The 15688-nt window shown below is 57.3% G+C and carries 20 protein-coding genes; 14 read left to right on the top strand and 6 right to left on the bottom strand.

The window, feature by feature from the left end; translation table 11 throughout:
- Nucleotides 1-244 precede the first annotated feature (244 nt).
- Nucleotides 245-1270 (top strand): DNA-binding protein, encoded by a 1026-nt coding sequence (locus AC07W5_RS27700; RefSeq protein ID WP_495024690.1) that lies wholly within the window; start codon nucleotides 245-247, stop codon nucleotides 1268-1270.
- Here AC07W5_RS27700 and gorA read toward each other — a convergent pair.
- A complete protein-coding gene (gene gorA, locus AC07W5_RS27695; RefSeq protein WP_495024689.1) occupies nucleotides 1267-2625 on the bottom strand; it encodes a glutathione-disulfide reductase in 1359 nt (452 codons plus the stop codon). The two genes, AC07W5_RS27700 and gorA, sit on opposite strands and share 4 nt — an antisense overlap.
- A 129-nt stretch (nucleotides 2626-2754) precedes the next feature.
- A complete protein-coding gene (galU, locus tag AC07W5_RS27690; protein WP_494991298.1) occupies nucleotides 2755-3594 on the bottom strand; it encodes a UTP--glucose-1-phosphate uridylyltransferase GalU in 840 nt (279 codons plus the stop codon).
- 306 nt (nucleotides 3595-3900) lie between these two features.
- Between galU and AC07W5_RS27685 the strand changes: the two genes are divergently transcribed.
- Together AC07W5_RS27685 and AC07W5_RS27680 are read left to right on the top strand one after the other, a co-directional pair.
- Nucleotides 3901-4089: a hypothetical protein gene (locus AC07W5_RS27685; RefSeq protein WP_494991297.1), complete on the top strand. Its 189-nt coding sequence runs from the start codon at nucleotides 3901-3903 to the stop codon at nucleotides 4087-4089.
- Between the two features lie 137 nt (nucleotides 4090-4226).
- On the top strand, nucleotides 4227-4511 hold the full coding sequence (locus AC07W5_RS27680) for a hypothetical protein (RefSeq protein WP_494991296.1): 285 nt from the start codon (nucleotides 4227-4229) through the stop codon (nucleotides 4509-4511).
- Nucleotides 4512-4534: 23 nt separating this feature from the next.
- On the opposite strand, the gene AC07W5_RS27675 is transcribed toward AC07W5_RS27680, so the two are convergent.
- The gene (locus AC07W5_RS27675) at nucleotides 4535-4765 is read right to left on the bottom strand and encodes a hypothetical protein (RefSeq protein WP_494991295.1); all 231 of its coding nucleotides are present in this window, start codon (nucleotides 4763-4765) and stop codon (nucleotides 4535-4537) included.
- Nucleotides 4766-4984: 219 nt separating this feature from the next.
- Complete coding sequence (locus tag AC07W5_RS27670; RefSeq protein WP_495013506.1) at nucleotides 4985-5335, bottom strand: hypothetical protein; 351 nt, start codon at nucleotides 5333-5335, stop codon at nucleotides 4985-4987.
- A 208-nt stretch (nucleotides 5336-5543) separates the two neighbouring features.
- On the opposite strand from AC07W5_RS27670, the gene AC07W5_RS27665 reads away from it, so the two are divergent.
- The 5 genes from AC07W5_RS27665 (at nucleotide 5544) to ada (ending at nucleotide 8840) form a co-directional block, all read left to right on the top strand.
- Nucleotides 5544-5846, top strand: coding sequence for a DUF1883 domain-containing protein (locus AC07W5_RS27665; protein ID WP_494991293.1), 303 nt, complete (start codon nucleotides 5544-5546; stop codon nucleotides 5844-5846).
- A gap of 45 nt (nucleotides 5847-5891) precedes the next feature.
- A complete protein-coding gene (locus AC07W5_RS27660) occupies nucleotides 5892-6062 on the top strand; it encodes a hypothetical protein (RefSeq protein WP_494991292.1) in 171 nt (56 codons plus the stop codon).
- A gap of 227 nt (nucleotides 6063-6289) precedes the next feature.
- A complete protein-coding gene (locus tag AC07W5_RS27655) occupies nucleotides 6290-7006 on the top strand; it encodes a 2OG-Fe(II) oxygenase (protein WP_495024688.1) in 717 nt (238 codons plus the stop codon).
- On the top strand, nucleotides 6996-7676 hold the full coding sequence (gene alkB / locus AC07W5_RS27650; RefSeq protein ID WP_495024687.1) for a DNA oxidative demethylase AlkB: 681 nt from the start codon (nucleotides 6996-6998) through the stop codon (nucleotides 7674-7676). The genes AC07W5_RS27655 and alkB overlap by 11 nt, the downstream gene beginning before the upstream one ends.
- A 96-nt stretch (nucleotides 7677-7772) precedes the next feature.
- The gene (gene ada / locus AC07W5_RS27645) at nucleotides 7773-8840 is read left to right on the top strand and encodes a bifunctional DNA-binding transcriptional regulator/O6-methylguanine-DNA methyltransferase Ada (RefSeq protein ID WP_495024686.1); all 1068 of its coding nucleotides are present in this window, start codon (nucleotides 7773-7775) and stop codon (nucleotides 8838-8840) included.
- A gap of 326 nt (nucleotides 8841-9166) precedes the next feature.
- Here the strand turns inward: ada and acuI are convergent, their stop codons facing one another.
- Nucleotides 9167-10150 (bottom strand): acrylyl-CoA reductase (NADPH), encoded by a 984-nt coding sequence (acuI, locus tag AC07W5_RS27640; RefSeq protein WP_494991288.1) that lies wholly within the window; start codon nucleotides 10148-10150, stop codon nucleotides 9167-9169.
- A 210-nt stretch (nucleotides 10151-10360) separates the two neighbouring features.
- On the opposite strand from acuI, the gene AC07W5_RS27635 reads away from it, so the two are divergent.
- From AC07W5_RS27635 to AC07W5_RS27610, 6 genes are all read left to right on the top strand, one after another.
- Nucleotides 10361-11425 carry an NAD(P)H-dependent flavin oxidoreductase gene (locus AC07W5_RS27635; RefSeq protein ID WP_494991287.1) on the top strand — a complete coding sequence of 355 codons (1065 nt, stop codon included), beginning with the start codon at nucleotides 10361-10363 and terminating at the stop codon, nucleotides 11423-11425.
- 274 nt (nucleotides 11426-11699) lie between these two features.
- Nucleotides 11700-12467 (top strand): molybdate ABC transporter substrate-binding protein, encoded by a 768-nt coding sequence (gene modA / locus AC07W5_RS27630; protein ID WP_495024685.1) that lies wholly within the window; start codon nucleotides 11700-11702, stop codon nucleotides 12465-12467.
- The gene (modB, locus tag AC07W5_RS27625; RefSeq protein WP_494991285.1) at nucleotides 12468-13148 is read left to right on the top strand and encodes a molybdate ABC transporter permease subunit; all 681 of its coding nucleotides are present in this window, start codon (nucleotides 12468-12470) and stop codon (nucleotides 13146-13148) included.
- 12 nt (nucleotides 13149-13160) lie between these two features.
- Nucleotides 13161-14240, top strand: coding sequence for a molybdenum ABC transporter ATP-binding protein (gene modC / locus AC07W5_RS27620; protein WP_495024692.1), 1080 nt, complete (start codon nucleotides 13161-13163; stop codon nucleotides 14238-14240).
- Nucleotides 14241-14423: 183 nt separating this feature from the next.
- On the top strand, nucleotides 14424-14639 hold the full coding sequence (locus AC07W5_RS27615; RefSeq protein WP_495024684.1) for a hypothetical protein: 216 nt from the start codon (nucleotides 14424-14426) through the stop codon (nucleotides 14637-14639).
- Nucleotides 14640-14775: 136 nt separating this feature from the next.
- A complete protein-coding gene (locus AC07W5_RS27610; protein ID WP_494991283.1) occupies nucleotides 14776-15006 on the top strand; it encodes a hypothetical protein in 231 nt (76 codons plus the stop codon).
- Between the two features lie 200 nt (nucleotides 15007-15206).
- Here the strand turns inward: AC07W5_RS27610 and AC07W5_RS27605 are convergent, their stop codons facing one another.
- The gene (locus tag AC07W5_RS27605; RefSeq protein ID WP_494991282.1) at nucleotides 15207-15557 is read right to left on the bottom strand and encodes a hypothetical protein; all 351 of its coding nucleotides are present in this window, start codon (nucleotides 15555-15557) and stop codon (nucleotides 15207-15209) included.
- Nucleotides 15558-15688: the final 131 nt, after the last annotated feature.

Genomic DNA, 15688 nt, shown 5'->3' with positions numbered 1-15688 from the left:
TAACGCGGGAAGCCAGATGCACCTCAGCGCTCTCAAGTTTTTCGCGAGCAATCGAGCGTCGACCGGCTGCTCCTACAAGGGTGTTGTGTACGGAAATAGAGCGATAAATACTTCGGAACAGCTATGACACGGGGTAATACCAGTATATCCCATGCTAAAAATGCAAATCTTTAATTTTAATTATCGCGTGATATAGTACGTATATATGTAGTACATACCACAGTACGAAATCGTAGGAGAACACATGGCTCGTGGCGGCGTTAATAAAGCGGTAGTGCAAACGGCACGCCTGGCGATCCTCGCCCGCGGCGAGCATCCAAGCATCGATGCGGTACGTATCGAGATGGGCAACACCGGATCCAAGACCACCATCCATCGCTATCTGAAGGAGCTGGACGACAGCGACGAACGCCTGAGCGCGCCGCACGAGCAGATTGACGATGAGCTGACGGGTTTGGTTGCGCGCCTGGCGCAGCGCCTTAAAGAACAGGCTCAAGAACCGATCGATCGCGCCGAGGCACGATTCGAGTCGCAAAGAAACGCGCTGGAAGCGCAACTGACTGAAGCCATCGACGCTCAGGCTCGGCTCAAGCAACAACTTGAGATTCAGCACCTGGCGCTCGCCGACGAGACCGCTACATTGCAGAGCACCCGCTCGATGCTGCAGACCGAGCAAACCCGCAACGCCGGATTGAATCAGGCACTGAGCGACTTCGAATTACGCTTGAAAGACAAGGATGAGCAGATACGCTCACTGGAAGAAAAGCACCTGCATGCCCGCGATGCCCTGGAACATTACCGCAATGCCATCAAGGAACAGCGCGAGCAAGAACAACGCCGCCACGAAGGACAACTGCAGCAGGTTCAAATGGAGCTGCGTCAGGCACAGCAGAGTGCACTGGTGCGTCAGGACGAGATCACCCAGCTGCACCGCGACAACGAACGCCTGTTGACCGAGAACCGCGGCACACTTCGGGAGCTGAGCCTGATCCAGGAGCAGCTCAAGCAGGTCAACAACCGCTACCAACAGTTACTGGAGCACTCAAACCACGTCGACAGTGATCGCACCCTCCTCCAGGAACGCTTGCGCGTCGCCTTGCTGGAAAGCCACTCACTCAAACAAACCGTCAACGAGCAGACTCAAACCAACAAGGAACTGGAGCTTTCACTGGCAAAAGCCGAAGCAAGCCTGCAAGCCCTGCACCTGGCGTCCGTGACGACCACAGAGCCAGATACGCAAGGTGCCTCAGAGCCCGCTAAAGACGATTAACCCGCCACCGGCGTGCGCATGGTGACGAACTCTTCAGCGGCCGTAGGATGCACGCCGATGGTTTCATCGAAATCGCGCTTGGTCGCGCCCGCCTTCAAGGCAATGGCCAGCCCCTGAACGATCTCACCGGCTTCCGGCCCGACCATATGGCAACCCAGAACCTTGTCGGTCTTGGCGTCTACCACCAGCTTCATCAGCGTGCGCTCCTGGCACTCAGTCAGCGTCAGCTTCATTGGCCGGAAACGGCTTTCGAAAATCTGCACGGTGTAGCCGTCTTCTCTGGCCTGCTCTTCAGTCAGGCCGACAGTGCCGATATTCGGCAAGCTGAACACCGCCGTCGGGATCATCCTGTAATCCACCAGGCGGTATTGCTCTGGCTTGAACAAGCGTCGCGCCACGGCCATGCCTTCCGCCAAGGCGACTGGCGTCAGTTGAACGCGACCAATCACATCTCCGATTGCCAGAATAGAGGGCTCGCTGGTTTGGTATTGCTCATCGACTTCGACGAAACCGCGCTTGTCGAGTTTCACCGAGGTGTTTTCCAGGCCTAGATTGTCCAGCATCGGACGGCGACCCGTGGCGTAGAACACACAATCAGCTTCCAGTTCGCGACCATCCTTGAGCGTCACTTTCAAACTGCCGTCGCCTTGCTTGTCGATACGTTCAATATCCGCGCTGAACTGCAGATCCATCCCGCGCTTGGTCAACTCTTCCTGCAAATGGGTGCGCACCGCACCATCGAAGCCACGCAAGAACAGATTGCCGCGATACAGCAGTGTGGTTTTTGCACCCAGACCATGGAAGATCCCGGCGAACTCGACCGCGATATAACCACCGCCCACCACCAGAATGCGCTTGGGCAACTCTTTCAGGAAGAAGGCCTGGTTGGAACTGATGGCGTGCTCGTGACCCGGGATATCCGGGATCTGCGGCCAGCCACCTGTAGCAATCAGAATGTGCTCTGCCGTGAAGCGCTGGCCATTGATTTCCACCTGATGCGGATCGATCAGCCTGGCGTGACCTTCATGAAGCGTTACACCGCTGTTGACCAGCAGATTTCGATAGATACCGTTCAATCGGTTGATTTCGCGGTCCTTGTTGGCAATCAGCGTCGGCCAATCGAATTCGGCCTCGCCCGGCGACCAACCAAAGCCCTTGGCCTGTTCAAAGTCTTCAGCGAAGTGGGCGCCATACACCAACAGCTTTTTCGGCACGCACCCCACATTGACGCAGGTACCGCCCAAATATCGGCTCTCGGCAATGGCCACTTTCGCACCAAAGCCGGCAGCGAAACGCGCAGCACGAACACCGCCGGAACCGGCACCAATCACATAAAGGTCAAAATCGTAGGCCATTTCAATCTCCTCGGCAGGCCACAAGCATAACCGCTGCGGCCTTTTTGGGCAGCGCTGCGAGCTACATGGGGCCGGAAAAAGAAAAAGCCACCCGAAGGTGGCTTTTTAGAACAGAACGGTGAAGCGCTATCAGTAAGCCTTGCCCGTTTTGTAGAAGTGTTCGAAGCAGAAGTTGGTTGCTTCAATGTAGCCTTCAGCACCACCGCAGTCGAAACGTGTGCCTTTGAACTTATAGGCAATCACACAACCGTCCTGCGCCTGCTTCATCAGGGCGTCGGTGATCTGGATCTCGCCACCTTTGCCCGGATCGGTTGCTTCGATCAACTTGAAGATGTCCGGGGTCAGGATGTAACGACCGATGATCGCCAGGTTGGACGGGGCATCTTCAGGTTTTGGCTTCTCGACCATGTTACGCACGCGATACAGGTCATCACCGATCAAATCGCCGGCGATCACGCCGTATTTGTGGGTTTCCTGCGGGTCGACTTCCTGGATTGCCACGATTGTGCAACGGTACTGTTTGTACAGTTTGACCATCTGGGTCAGCACACCATCGCCTTCCAGGTTGACGCACAAGTCGTCCGCCAGCACTACGGCAAAGGGTTCGTCGCCGATCAATGGACGGCCGGTCAGAATAGCGTGACCCAGGCCTTTCATTTCGGTTTGACGGGTGTAGGAGAACGAGCACTCGTCGAGCAGCTTGCGGATGCCGACCAGGTACTTCTCTTTGTCAGTACCTTTAATCTGGTTTTCCAGCTCGTAGCTGATGTCGAAGTGGTCTTCCAGGGCACGTTTGCCACGACCGGTAACAATGGAGATTTCTGTCAAGCCAGCGTCCAGTGCTTCTTCAACGCCGTACTGGATCAGTGGCTTGTTCACCACCGGCAGCATTTCTTTAGGCATGGCCTTGGTCGCTGGCAGGAAGCGAGTACCGTAACCGGCTGCTGGGAACAAGCATTTCTTGATCATATGAGTCCTTGAAAGGGCTGTACGTACGAATTTCGGCGCAGTCTAATCAGGCGGCGAGCACCTTACAATGCCCTGCGCGGGCTAACCGACGCCATCATAGAGAAATATCAGGAGCAATAGTTCCGCAGCATCTTACATATCGAGCCTGCCGTAAATCACCTTCTTGTCGTCAGACCCCGCTTTTAAAGGGGGGATGCGTACTTCTTCAGACGGTACTGTCCTGAGCGTCGACAAACCGCCAACTGCCCTTTCACCCCGCTTTTGACGCTATGATTGCGCGCTTTACCCAGCCAACGAGGCAGATCGATGTCGGCAGCAAAAAGCGTGAACGGTTACCTGATCAATCAGGCAAAAGATGGCCAATGGTGGGTAGACAGTGCCAGCGGCGAAAATGTTGCCGGGCCTTTCCCCACACAGGCGTTGGCCATTGAGGTTGCAGAGGTGCTGCAGGACCAGCCGGCGCCCCCTGCCCGGCGACGCAGCACCAAGCCCTAAAAGCCCGCGCTATTCAGGCCCTGCCTTTGCGCAGGGCTTGCGGGTGTTTGTCTGTACCCAAATGGCCTTTCGCTATAATCTTTCGCCAAGCCCGGCTGTACGCGCTCTGTTTCAACACTTTGATGACGATAAATAACATGAAGAAGGTTTTGGTAATCAGCGCGATACTGGCGGCTCTCAGTGGCTGTGCCAGCGCAGAAAAGACTTATCTGAACGACGGCCAACAAGGGCTGACCATTGACTGCTCCGGAGAGGTCAACTCATGGGCCGCCTGCTATGAAAAAGCAGATGCTTCATGTGCCGGTACCGGCTACAGCATCATTGGCACCGACGGTACACCTTCACCCAAGGAAAGCGACAAAACGCTGGGCGTCGACGTCGGCAACTTCAAGAGCCGCAGCGTGGTGGTGGTCTGCAAGTAAGCCTGCAACCAGCCCCGTCGTGATCACATATGAATTTCAGCAAATTTGATCCCGAGCCCGCGCACCGTCTCGATCAGATCATCCAGTCGCGCGAATGACTCGACTTCATCGCTGTCATCCACCAGGAAAAAGCTGCGCCCTGCACTTTTCTTGAAAAACACAATCCACTCGCCCGAATTGGCCGGATTTTGAATCACATGGGTCGCCGAGATATGCCCCTCGGCATGCCGCTCTCTTACCTGTTCACGCTTCATCACTGCCCCCCAAAAAAATAACAATGCCGCCCAAGCGCCAGCCTCGACGGCATCTGTATCGATTCACGACAGTTTATCGGATGCCTTGGCCAATAGGTGCTCGACCTTGCCATCAGCAGGCCACTCCCTGCCAACCATATTGCCGAAACCAAAAAGCCTGAAGTGCCACAAACACTACGTGTTCATGCCTCTTCAGGCTTTAAATGTAAAAGCTCGCAATCAGCCGGAAATACACTCCGAGGCCGCATTACGCACATCCCAGGGTCGCAGCGGCATGTTGGACATTCGCTCAAAAAGTTTGATGCTGCTGCCATTGGATCGGTCTTCAATCTCAAACACCGCGGCCGGTCCCGAGGAAAATTTTTGCGGGACGATAACCCTCACGCCGTCCTTGTGCGGCTCGATCTGCGAGGCACCACGGCTACTCGACAGTTTGTCGGTCACACACCTGGCATAGTCCTGCGGACTTTTTCCCGAGATTACAACCATGGTTGGCGGCGTCTGCCTGATGTCCGCTACCGTCGCGCAACCACTTATAGCCAAGGCCAGAACCCACACCGCCCGCTTCATACAAAACCTCCGATAAAGACGGTCCGACAGCGCAAATGCTGTTTTTCTCCGAGACGCAGGCTTGTATCTCTCATAAAATCCCAAATAACTGTTCCTGATTGTCCAACCCGCCCTCGTCAGTCCGATAATAAACCGTTTGGACTGATAAACTGGGCCACTGCTCATCTATCGTTTTGATTTTGTAGAAAAAGCCCTTCTGGAGGCGCCCATGAAATTTATCCACCAGCGCGAGCACCTCAATGAAGACGATATCGTCGTCATCGAATGCTCCCAGGTTTGCAACATCCGGCTGATGAACGACGCCAATTTTCGCAGCTTCAAAAATGGCGGTCGCCATACTTACCACGGCGGCGCGTTCGACAAGTTTCCGGCCAAGATCACTGCACCCAGCACCGGTTTCTGGAATATCACCATCGACACCGTCAGCAGCCGGGCAATCAGCGTAACCCGCAAACCGAACCTGACCCATTCGATCAAGATCATCCGCCGTTCCAGCTCGAAACTGCGCTGAAACCCGCCCCGCACTGCCCCTCGATCAACAGGAACAGGTACGACCGTGACCCAAACGATCAAGTACGTCATCAAATACAAACTCAATGGCGAGCGTCGTTTCGAATTCGCTCAGCTTGTGTCAGGCACAGTGGAAGAAGCCAAAGCCGCACTGGAGGCCATTCATGGCCAGACCGACGACATCATCAGCGAAGTCAACGTGAGCAAGGCGCTCTAAAGCCGCGCAAATGCACCGGAGCAACATGGACGTCACGCTCCCCCGCGCCTTGATTGGCCACTCCCGCGCTTCCCCCCCCGAAATTCGACCGCAAGCGCCGGAGTGTCAGCGCGATGATCGTTTTCTAGACTGGCAGACCTCAACCTCTGGTTCAGGAATCAGACCATGTCCCTTGCATACACCACCTCAACGAATCACCTCTCGACTGTTCGCCGTGAGGCACAGCGATGAGCGAGCACGATCTCTCCCGACGTCTTGCCGCTCTGGACTGGCCCGCGATCGAACAAAGTCTTGACCAGAACGGCAGCGCCACTATCACCGGACTTCTCGGTGCAACCGACTGCGACCGCCTGAGCGCCTTATATGACAATCAAGCGCTGTTCCGCTCTCATGTGCTGATGGCCCGACACGGTTTCGGTCGCGGCGAATACAAATATTTCAGGTACCCGCTGCCCGACATGGTTGCCCATTTGCGTGGCGCGTTGTATCCAGAGCTCGTTGAGTTGGCCAACCGCTGGAATGAGCAAATGAATCTGCCAACGCGCTATCCGATACAGCACGAGGACTTCCTCCAGCGCTGCCATGAAGCCGGACAGCAGCGGCCGACGCCTTTACTGCTGCAATATGGGCCAGAGGACTACAACTGTTTGCACCAGGATCTGTATGGCGAGCACGTCTTCCCATTGCAGGTGGCGATTTTGCTATCCGAACCAGGCGAAGACTTCACCGGCGGCGAGTTCGTCATCACGGAACAACGCCCGCGCATGCAGTCGCGTCCACAGGTCATAGGCCTGAAGAAAGGCGACGCAGTGATTTTTGCCGTACACCACCGACCGGTACACGGCGTTCGCGGCTACTACGAAGTCACGTTACGCCACGGTGTAAGTCGCCTGCACACGGGTAAGCGGCATACGCTTGGAGTCATATTTCACGATGCGCAGTGATGACATGAACTCGACAATCGTTGACCTGTTTGCTGACGCCGACGTTCAACAACCGGCCAAAACCGAACAGATAGGCGAACAATCTTTCGTCCTCAGGGGCTTTGCCCTGCCATGGGAAGATCGGTTGTTACCCGCACTGGAAAGGGTTCTGCTGGCTGCGCCGTTTCGCCAAATGGTCACGCCCGGCGGCTTTACCATGTCAGTGGGTTTGAGCAGTTGCGGCGCACTGGGCTGGACCACTGATCGAACCGGCTACCGCTACACCCCCGTCGATCCGCAAACGGGCCAGCCATGGCCCGATATGCCAGCCGTGTTCCTGGCGCTGGCTCAGGCGGCGGCACTGGAAGCAGGATTTCACGACTTCCAGCCGGACTCCTGCCTGATCAACCACTATGTGCCGGGAGCCAGGATGTCCTTGCACCAAGACAAGAACGAACGCTCCTACAGCGCACCGATCGTTTCGGTGTCCCTCGGGTTACCGGCCATATTCTTGTTTGGTGGTCATAAACGCAGTGATAAAAGCCAACGAGTGCCGCTGTTTCATGGAGACATCGTGGTTTGGGGCGGTGTCGATCGCTTGCGCTATCACGGCATCCTGCCACTCAAGGATGGCCTGCACTCGCTGCTCGGCGCCCAACGTATCAACTTCACCTTTCGTACCGCCGACTGATGAAACCTCCAGAGTGGAATTTGACCGCAAGGCCCGGAGTGCTCTCGCCCTCCTTGCTCGATAATCTGACCTGAACCTGTAAACGAGTAGGACAACATGACATCGGCCCCCGCAAAAACCACGACAGAGAACGACCCACGCTGGTCAGCGGTGCTGGCACGAGATCCGCGCGCGGACGGTCAGTTTGTCTACGCGGTAAAAACCACAGGAATCTATTGCCGGCCGAGCAGCCTGGCGCGCCTGCCCAAACCTGAAAACGTCGAATTCTTCGACACTGCCGAACAAGCGCAAGCCGCCGGCTATCGTCCGAGCAAACGCGCCGCGGCAGACCAGACGCATGTCGCGGCGCAACACTGCGCGCTGGTCGCAACAGCCTGTCGGCAGATTGAATCCGCCGAGACCCTGCCCAGCCTGAAAGAATTGGCGCAGATGGCGGGCATGAGCGCCTTTCACTTTCACCGGGTCTTCAAAGCCGTTACCGGTCTGACGCCCAAGGGCTATGCCACGGGTCACCGTTCGCGCAAAGTCCGTGAGCGGCTCGATCATGGCAACTCCGTAACGGACGCACTGTATGACGCCGGCTTCAATTCCAACAGTCGCTTCTACGAGTCAGCCGATAACCTGCTCGGCATGAAACCCAGCGACTACCGCGCCGGTGGACTGAACGCCGACATCCGTTTTGCCGTTGGTCAATGTTCATTGGGCGCAATATTGGTCGCACAAAGCAATCGCGGGGTCTGCGCGATTCTGTTGGGGGACGATCCCGATGCCCTCGTCCATGACCTGCAGGATAAATTCCCGCAGGCCAATCTGATTGGCGCCGACCATGACTTTGAGCAATTGATCGCCAAAGTCGTCGGTTTTATCGAGATGCCGGCCATTGGCCTGGATTTACCCCTGGATCTGCGCGGCACAGCGTTTCAAGAGCGCGTATGGATGGCGCTACGGGAGATTCCGGCGGGCAGCACCGCCAGCTACGCCGAAATCGCCCAGCGCATCGGCGCACCGAAATCATTCCGCGCCGTAGCTCAAGCCTGCGGCGCCAACAGTCTGGCGGTGGCGATCCCCTGCCACCGGGTGGTGCGCAGCGACGGCAACCTCTCGGGCTATCGCTGGGGCGTGGAGCGCAAACGCCAGCTGCTGGAGCGTGAGACTCAGGCTTAGAAAACCCCGATATGGACCGCCACGCTATCGGGGCCGGTACGAACCTGCGCCGGGTTTGCGGCTGTTGGTTGACTGGCTGTTTGACCGACCTAGACCCAATGCCGGTCAGTTAAGAAGTTTCTGGCCCCGCACATTCCCCCGTAGCAGCTGCCGAAGGCTGCGTTCGACTGCCCAGCAGCCGTAAAATCAAGCGCTGCGGTATTCCAGACAAACCGTGGCAGCAGGGTTTACGGCTGCTGCGCAGCCGGACGCAGGCTTCGCCAGCTGCTACGGACCGCGTAAAGGCTTAACTGACGGGCATTGGCTCTAGACCCATAAAGCCCTGTTTAACGATTCACATCCACCACAACCCGACCACGCAATTGACCGGCGAGTAACCGCGGCGCAGCCTCTATGGCTTCACTCAAGCCAATTTCATGACTGATCAGCGCCAGCAAAGCGAAGTCCAGATCCTTGGCCAGGCGATCCCAGGCAACGATACGATTGGCCTTGAGTTGGGTCACGCTATTGATCCCGGCCAATGTAACGCCACGTAAAATGAAGGGTGCCACAGACGCAGGAAAGTCCATACCTTGCGCCAGACCACAGGCCGCCACGGTTCCATTGGCTCGGGTGCTGGCGCAGGCATTGGCCAGGGTGTGACTGCCGACTGAGTCAATTACCGCCGCCCAGCGTTCTTTGGCCAACGGTTTGCCGGGTTCGGACAGACTGGCCCGGTCGATGATTTCGCTGGCCCCCAACTGGTGCAAATAGGCGTGCTCTGAGGTGCGACCTGTGGACGCCACCACTCGATAACCGAGCCTGGCCAACAAGGCGATGGCAAAACTGCCGACCCCGCCGTTAGCGCCAGTCACCAGCACCTCGCCCTGATCCGGTCTCACGCCATTACGCTCCAGCGCGAGGATACTGAGCATCGCCGTGTAACCCGCGGTGCCGATCGCCATGGCCTGGGCCGGAGTAAACGCCGCAGGCAACGGAATCAGCCAATCGCCGTCAAGTCGTGCCTTTTGCGCCAGACCGCCCCAATGACCTTCGCCTACGCCCCAGCCATTGAGCAGGACTTTGTCTCCGGCCTTGTAGTCTGGATGGCTGCTGACTTCGACAGTCCCGGCCAGATCAATCCCCGGCACCATGGGAAATTTACGCACTACCGGGCTGCTGCCAGTGATGGCCAGGCCGTCCTTGAAGTTCAAGGTGCTATACGCCACACGGACGGTGACATTTCCCTCCGGCAACTGGTCTTCGCTGATTTGAGTCAGATTGGCCCGATAACCACTTTCATCTTTCTCGATCAAAATACCATTGAACATAGCGCCTCCCGGTAGAGCGTTGGTGGGTAATGAACGTGTGAGCTGAGGTGGCGTTCATCGTCATGACAAGGACATTAGCCTTCTCGTCTCTCAAGTCAATCAGCCAAAGGTAGAACCCAGCTGAAAGTCGACTGGCCCTGCGCCAGTCACTCCTGATACAAACGTCCCGTAGCCGTCCTTATCTTTTTTGACGTCGGAGAAGAACCCAAAATGAGCCAATGGCCTGATACCCGCATTCTTGACCTGCTTGGCATCGAACTGCCGATCATTCAAGCGCCCATGGCCGGTGCGACCACTTCAGCCATGGTCATCGCCGCCAGCAATGCCGGAGGTCTGGGCTCCTTGCCTGCCGCCATGTTGAGCATCGAGCAGTTGCGCGAGGAGTTGAAGGTTTTCCGCCAACACAGTCAGCGCCCGCTGAACGTGAACTTTTTCTGTCATCAACCACCAGCCGCCGATGCGGGTCGCGACCGCGACTGGAAGAATCTGCTGGAGCCGTATTACCGCGAACTCGGCGCTGATTTCGAGGCACCCACACCTGTATCCAACCGCGCACCGTTCGATAACGCCGCCTGCGAAGTGGTCGAAGAATTTCGCCCGGAGGTCGTCAGCTTTCATTTCGGCCTGCCTGAAAAATCTCTGCTGGATCGCGTCAAAGCGAGCGGCGCGAAAATCCTTTCCTCGGCGACCACCGTCGATGAAGCCATCTGGCTGGAACAGCACGGTTGCGATGCGATCATCGCCATGGGCTATGAAGCCGGCGGACATCGTGGGATGTTTCTCAGCGATGACCTCAATAGCCAGGTCGGCACCATGGCCCTGGTGCCGCAAATCGTCGATGCCGTCAGCGTCCCGGTCATCGCAGCGGGCGGGATTGGCGACGCCCGAGGAATCGCCGCGGCTTTCCTCCTCGGCGCTTCAGCGGTTCAGTTGGGTACGGCCTATTTGTTCACGCCAGAAGCGAAAGTCACGGCGTCTCATCACAAGGCCCTACGCACCGCCAAAGAGAGCGAGACTGCATTGACCAATGTCTTCACGGGCCGTCCGGCTCGGGGGATTCTCAACCGGGTCATGCGCGAACTCGGCCCGATCAGCCCTGCGGCACCGGCCTTCCCTTTCGCTGGCGGTGCCTTGATGCCGCTGCGTGCCAAAGATGAGGCTGACTTCAGCACCCTCTGGTCCGGACAGGCAATACGACTGGGCGTCGAACTGTCGACCGCTGAGCTGACCACACGTTTAGCCGCACAGGCTCTGGCTAAATTGACCGCGCATTAACACGCACAGGGCCGCGATCCAGATCGCGGCCTTCTCCAGTTGATCCCCGCTAAAATATCCCTGCGCCAATGCCTCCAGTTCCGTTCGCTGCCGATTCGCTATATATTCAACTATATAGCGTTTAACCCCCCAAGCGCTGATCCGATGCAGGAGCGAGGCTTGCCCGCGAAGCAAACGCCGCGGTTTTTCAGGCATTGCGCGTTGTCGTTCTTCGCGGGCAAGCCTCGCTCCTACAGACAAACTGCCCACCACACTCAGCCCACGGAGCTGCTACATGACTATTCGTGTCTCACGTTACGCCCCCACCTGCCTGGCCTCACTGCTCGCGGTCTGCGCTTTCGGATCAGCTCAGGCCGATGAAGTCCAGGTGGCGGTAGCGGCCAACTTCACCGCACCGATTCAGGCAATCGCTGCCGACTTCGAAAAGGACACCGGCCACAAGCTGGTCGCCGCCTATGGCGCCACTGGCCAGTTCTATACCCAGATCAAGAATGGCGCGCCTTTCGAAGTGTTCCTGTCCGCCGATGACAGCACGCCACAGAAACTCGAAACCGAAGGCGACGCCGTCAAGGGTTCGCGCTTTACCTACGCGATCGGCACCCTTGCGCTGTGGTCGGCCAAGGACGGTTACATCGACGCCAAGGGCAAAGTGCTCAGCGATAACCAGTTTCAGCATCTGTCCATCGCCAACCCTGAAGCAGCGCCTTATGGCCTGGCCGCTACACAGGTTTTGGCCAAACTGGGCCTGACAGACAAGGTCAAAGGCAAGATCGTCGAAGGCCAGAACATCACCCAGGCCTATCAGTTCGTGTCCACCGGTAACGCCGAATTGGGCTTCGTCGCCTTGTCGCAGATCTATAAAGACGGCAAAGTCTCCAGCGGCTCGGCCTGGATCGTTCCGGCTGCCATGCACGACCCGATCAAACAAGACGCGGTGATCCTCAACAAAGGTAAAGACAACCCGGCCGCCAAGGCACTGGTTGACTACCTGAAAGGTCCGAAAGCCGCTGCCGTCATCAAATCCTACGGTTACCAACTCTAAATGCCGCTATCGAGTGCCGATTTTTCCGCCATTTGGCTGACCCTGAAACTGGCGTCCCTGGTTACGGTGATCCTGCTGATCATCGGCACTCCGATTGCGCTATGGCTCTCGCGCACCCGCTCTTGGCTGCGCGGCCCGATCGGCGCGATCGTCGCCCTGCCCTTGGTGCTGCCACCGACGGTGATCGGCTTTTACCTGCTGCTGGCCCTCGGCCCTCACGGGTTTATCGGTCAGTTCACCCAGTCACTTGGGCTGGGCACGTTGACCTTCAGCTTCAGCGGCCTGGTGATCGGCTCGGTAATCTATTCAATGCCCTTTGTCGTACAACCGTTGCAGAACGCATTTTCAGCCATCGGTACCCGCCCACTGGAAGTCGCCGCAACGTTGCGCGCCAATCCTTGGGACACCTTCTTCAGTGTCATCTTGCCGTTGGCCAGGCCCGGCGTTATCACTGCAGCGATTCTCGGCTTCGCCCATACCGTCGGCGAATTCGGCGTGGTGCTGATGATCGGCGGCAATATTCCCGAGAAGACCCGCGTGGTGTCGGTACAGATCTACGACCACGTCGAAGCCATGAATTATCTACAGGCCCATTGGTTGGCGGGTGCCATGCTGGTGTTCTCGTTCCTGATACTGCTCGCGCTCTACTCGAGCCGCAAAACCAAAACCGGCTGGAGCTGATTGATGACCGCGTTGATTCATGCTCGCCTGCAACTAAGCTACCCCGACTTCACGCTGGACCTGGACCTGCGCCTGCCGGGTCGCGGCGTCACCGCGCTGTACGGCCATTCCGGCTCGGGCAAGACCACGTGTTTGCGCTGTATCGCCGGCCTTGAAAAAGCCGATCAAGGCTTTATCCAGATCAACGATGAGGTCTGGCAAGACAGCAGCAAAAAACTCTTCCTTGCCCCCCATAGACGGGCACTGGGCTACGTCTTTCAAGAGGCCAGTCTGTTCCCCCATTTGTCGGTGCTGGCCAACCTCGAATTCGGACTGCGGCGTATCCCGCGTCAGCAGCGTCGAGTCGATATGGCCCATGCCACCGAACTGCTGGGGATCGGCCATTTACTCGATCGCCATCCACAGAACCTGTCGGGGGGTGAGCGTCAACGTGTCGGCATCGCTCGCGCCTTGTTGACCAGCCCCAGGCTATTGCTGATGGATGAGCCATTGGCGGCGCTGGACAACCAGCGCAAGAACGAAATCCTGCCCTACCTTGAACGCCTGCATGACGAGCTGGAAATCCCGGTGCTGTACGTCAGCCACTCGCAGGATGAAGTCGCGCGTCTGGCCGATCACATCGTCCTGCTCAGCGAGGGCAAAGCCCTGGCCAGCGGCCCCATCGGCGAAACCCTGGCTCGCCTCGACCTGCCGATGGCATTGGGAGACGATGCCGGCGTGGTGATCGAAGGCAAGGTCAGCGCCTACGACGCCCACTACCAGCTTCTGACCCTGCAACTGCCGGGCACTCTACTGAGCGTACGAGTCGCACATTCGCTCCTGGCAAATGGAAAGGCCCTACGCTTCAAGGTTCAGGCTCGCGACGTCAGCCTCAGCCTGCAGATCGCCGGACACAGCAGCATCCTCAATCGCTTGCCGGTCACGGTGATCAGCGAAATCCCCGCTGATAACGCTGCCCATGTACTGGTACGCCTTGATGCCGCGGGCACTGCGTTGCTGGCGCGGATCACGCGTTACTCTCGGGATCAGTTGAATCTGCGCCCCGGCCAGCAACTCTGGGCACAGATCAAAGCAGTGGCCGTACTGGCTTGAACATCGGGCAGACCGCGTGACGGGACCAATTGGCAGGAAGAACACCGAACGCCTGAAGATTGAGGGTTCATGACTCATCAGGTCTTTTTCGATGTTTCAGGCGCATGACCGCTTGGCGCAGGTTTTTGCACGATTCAAACTTGCTTCTATAGTTGTTCTGACACGAATCAGACCGGTGACGCCATGGAAGACTTTTTCGTTGTGCAGCGCTGCAACAAGATCATCAGCCAGGGCCGCAGAGCGGGAGAGTCTTCTCTGCTCGCTCCTGTAGCCGACTGGTACCGGATTGCCGATACCCGCACGGGTGGCTTTATCGGGGATGGCTTTGATCACGAAGAAGAAGCCGATCGTGAATGCCAGCGGCTTAACGCCAGAAGCAGGCACGTGTCATCTCGTTAGAGTCGGGCGATCCACATCCATTACCGGGTCTATACTGATTTCAGCTGAAGGATCAGCCTCATCGGCAGAAAGCTCGCTCCTCGCGGGCTTTTTTGCTTCGTCCCGTCAGATTCCTCTCTCAACGGAGGTATTGCAAATGTCCGAAAAAGAGTCCATCACCACATTGTTGACACTCCTCGACTCCCGTCAGGTCCGCCTGGCCGCAGCCTGCAAAGAAATCGCAGACTGGGTCGACCACCAAGGTGGCCATCCCACAGCACTCAGAATACGAGATCGTCTCAAAGAGATAGAGACCGAAACTCCACTCATTAGAAGTGCCCTGACATCTTTGAAACCTATCGACCCCCCTCTTCCCAGATTCAGGTAGCCAGGTATCTACCTGGTGCGCCCCTGACTTCATTCAGGTGCCGTTACCATGCCAATGGCAATATGAGGGAGGTTTGCATTCTCGGTGATGGGCCAAGCATGAGACAGAAGGAATCAACGTGACGCAGACAAAATTGACCGCTTGTGACAAACACGAAAGGCTTGAGTGAAACACTTCACCCAAGCCTTTCGTTTTAGGGGTTACAGGCAGGTTGCCAGCGCGGCAAGCCTGCGCTTGGCGACCCAAGTATCCGATGCCGCGTAATAGTTGGTGGTGGTACCTGATGCAGCGCTCTGCACGTCGACAAAGTACTGCGCTCCGGTCGTGTAGACCGTATAGCCGCCGGACTTGCCCGGCTGGAGAAATGCCCCGGCATCAACACCAAACACCGACTCATCCTGCCACGCAAACTGGACACACTGGGCCACGACTTTTTCCGGTTTATTCGACGAAAGCGTCTTGTATGGGCTTTTTGACCGAGCCTCGTTCATCGCGGGCGTCGTGCACCCTGCCAACAGAACCATCGCAAGAGCCCCTGACAAAATCCGCATAGCCTTCCCTCATTCTGAAAAGGCGACTGTATCACTGAGCCGACGCAGATTAGTGATACGCAGAAAACTTCGGTGTTCTTGAGTGACGTCAGACATTGGAACGCGCAAATGAAAAGCCCCGCACATGGCGA

This window comes from Pseudomonas sp. GW821-FHT01E05 (assembly GCF_059422425.1).
This window is presented reverse-complemented; position numbering and strand designations above follow the sequence as displayed.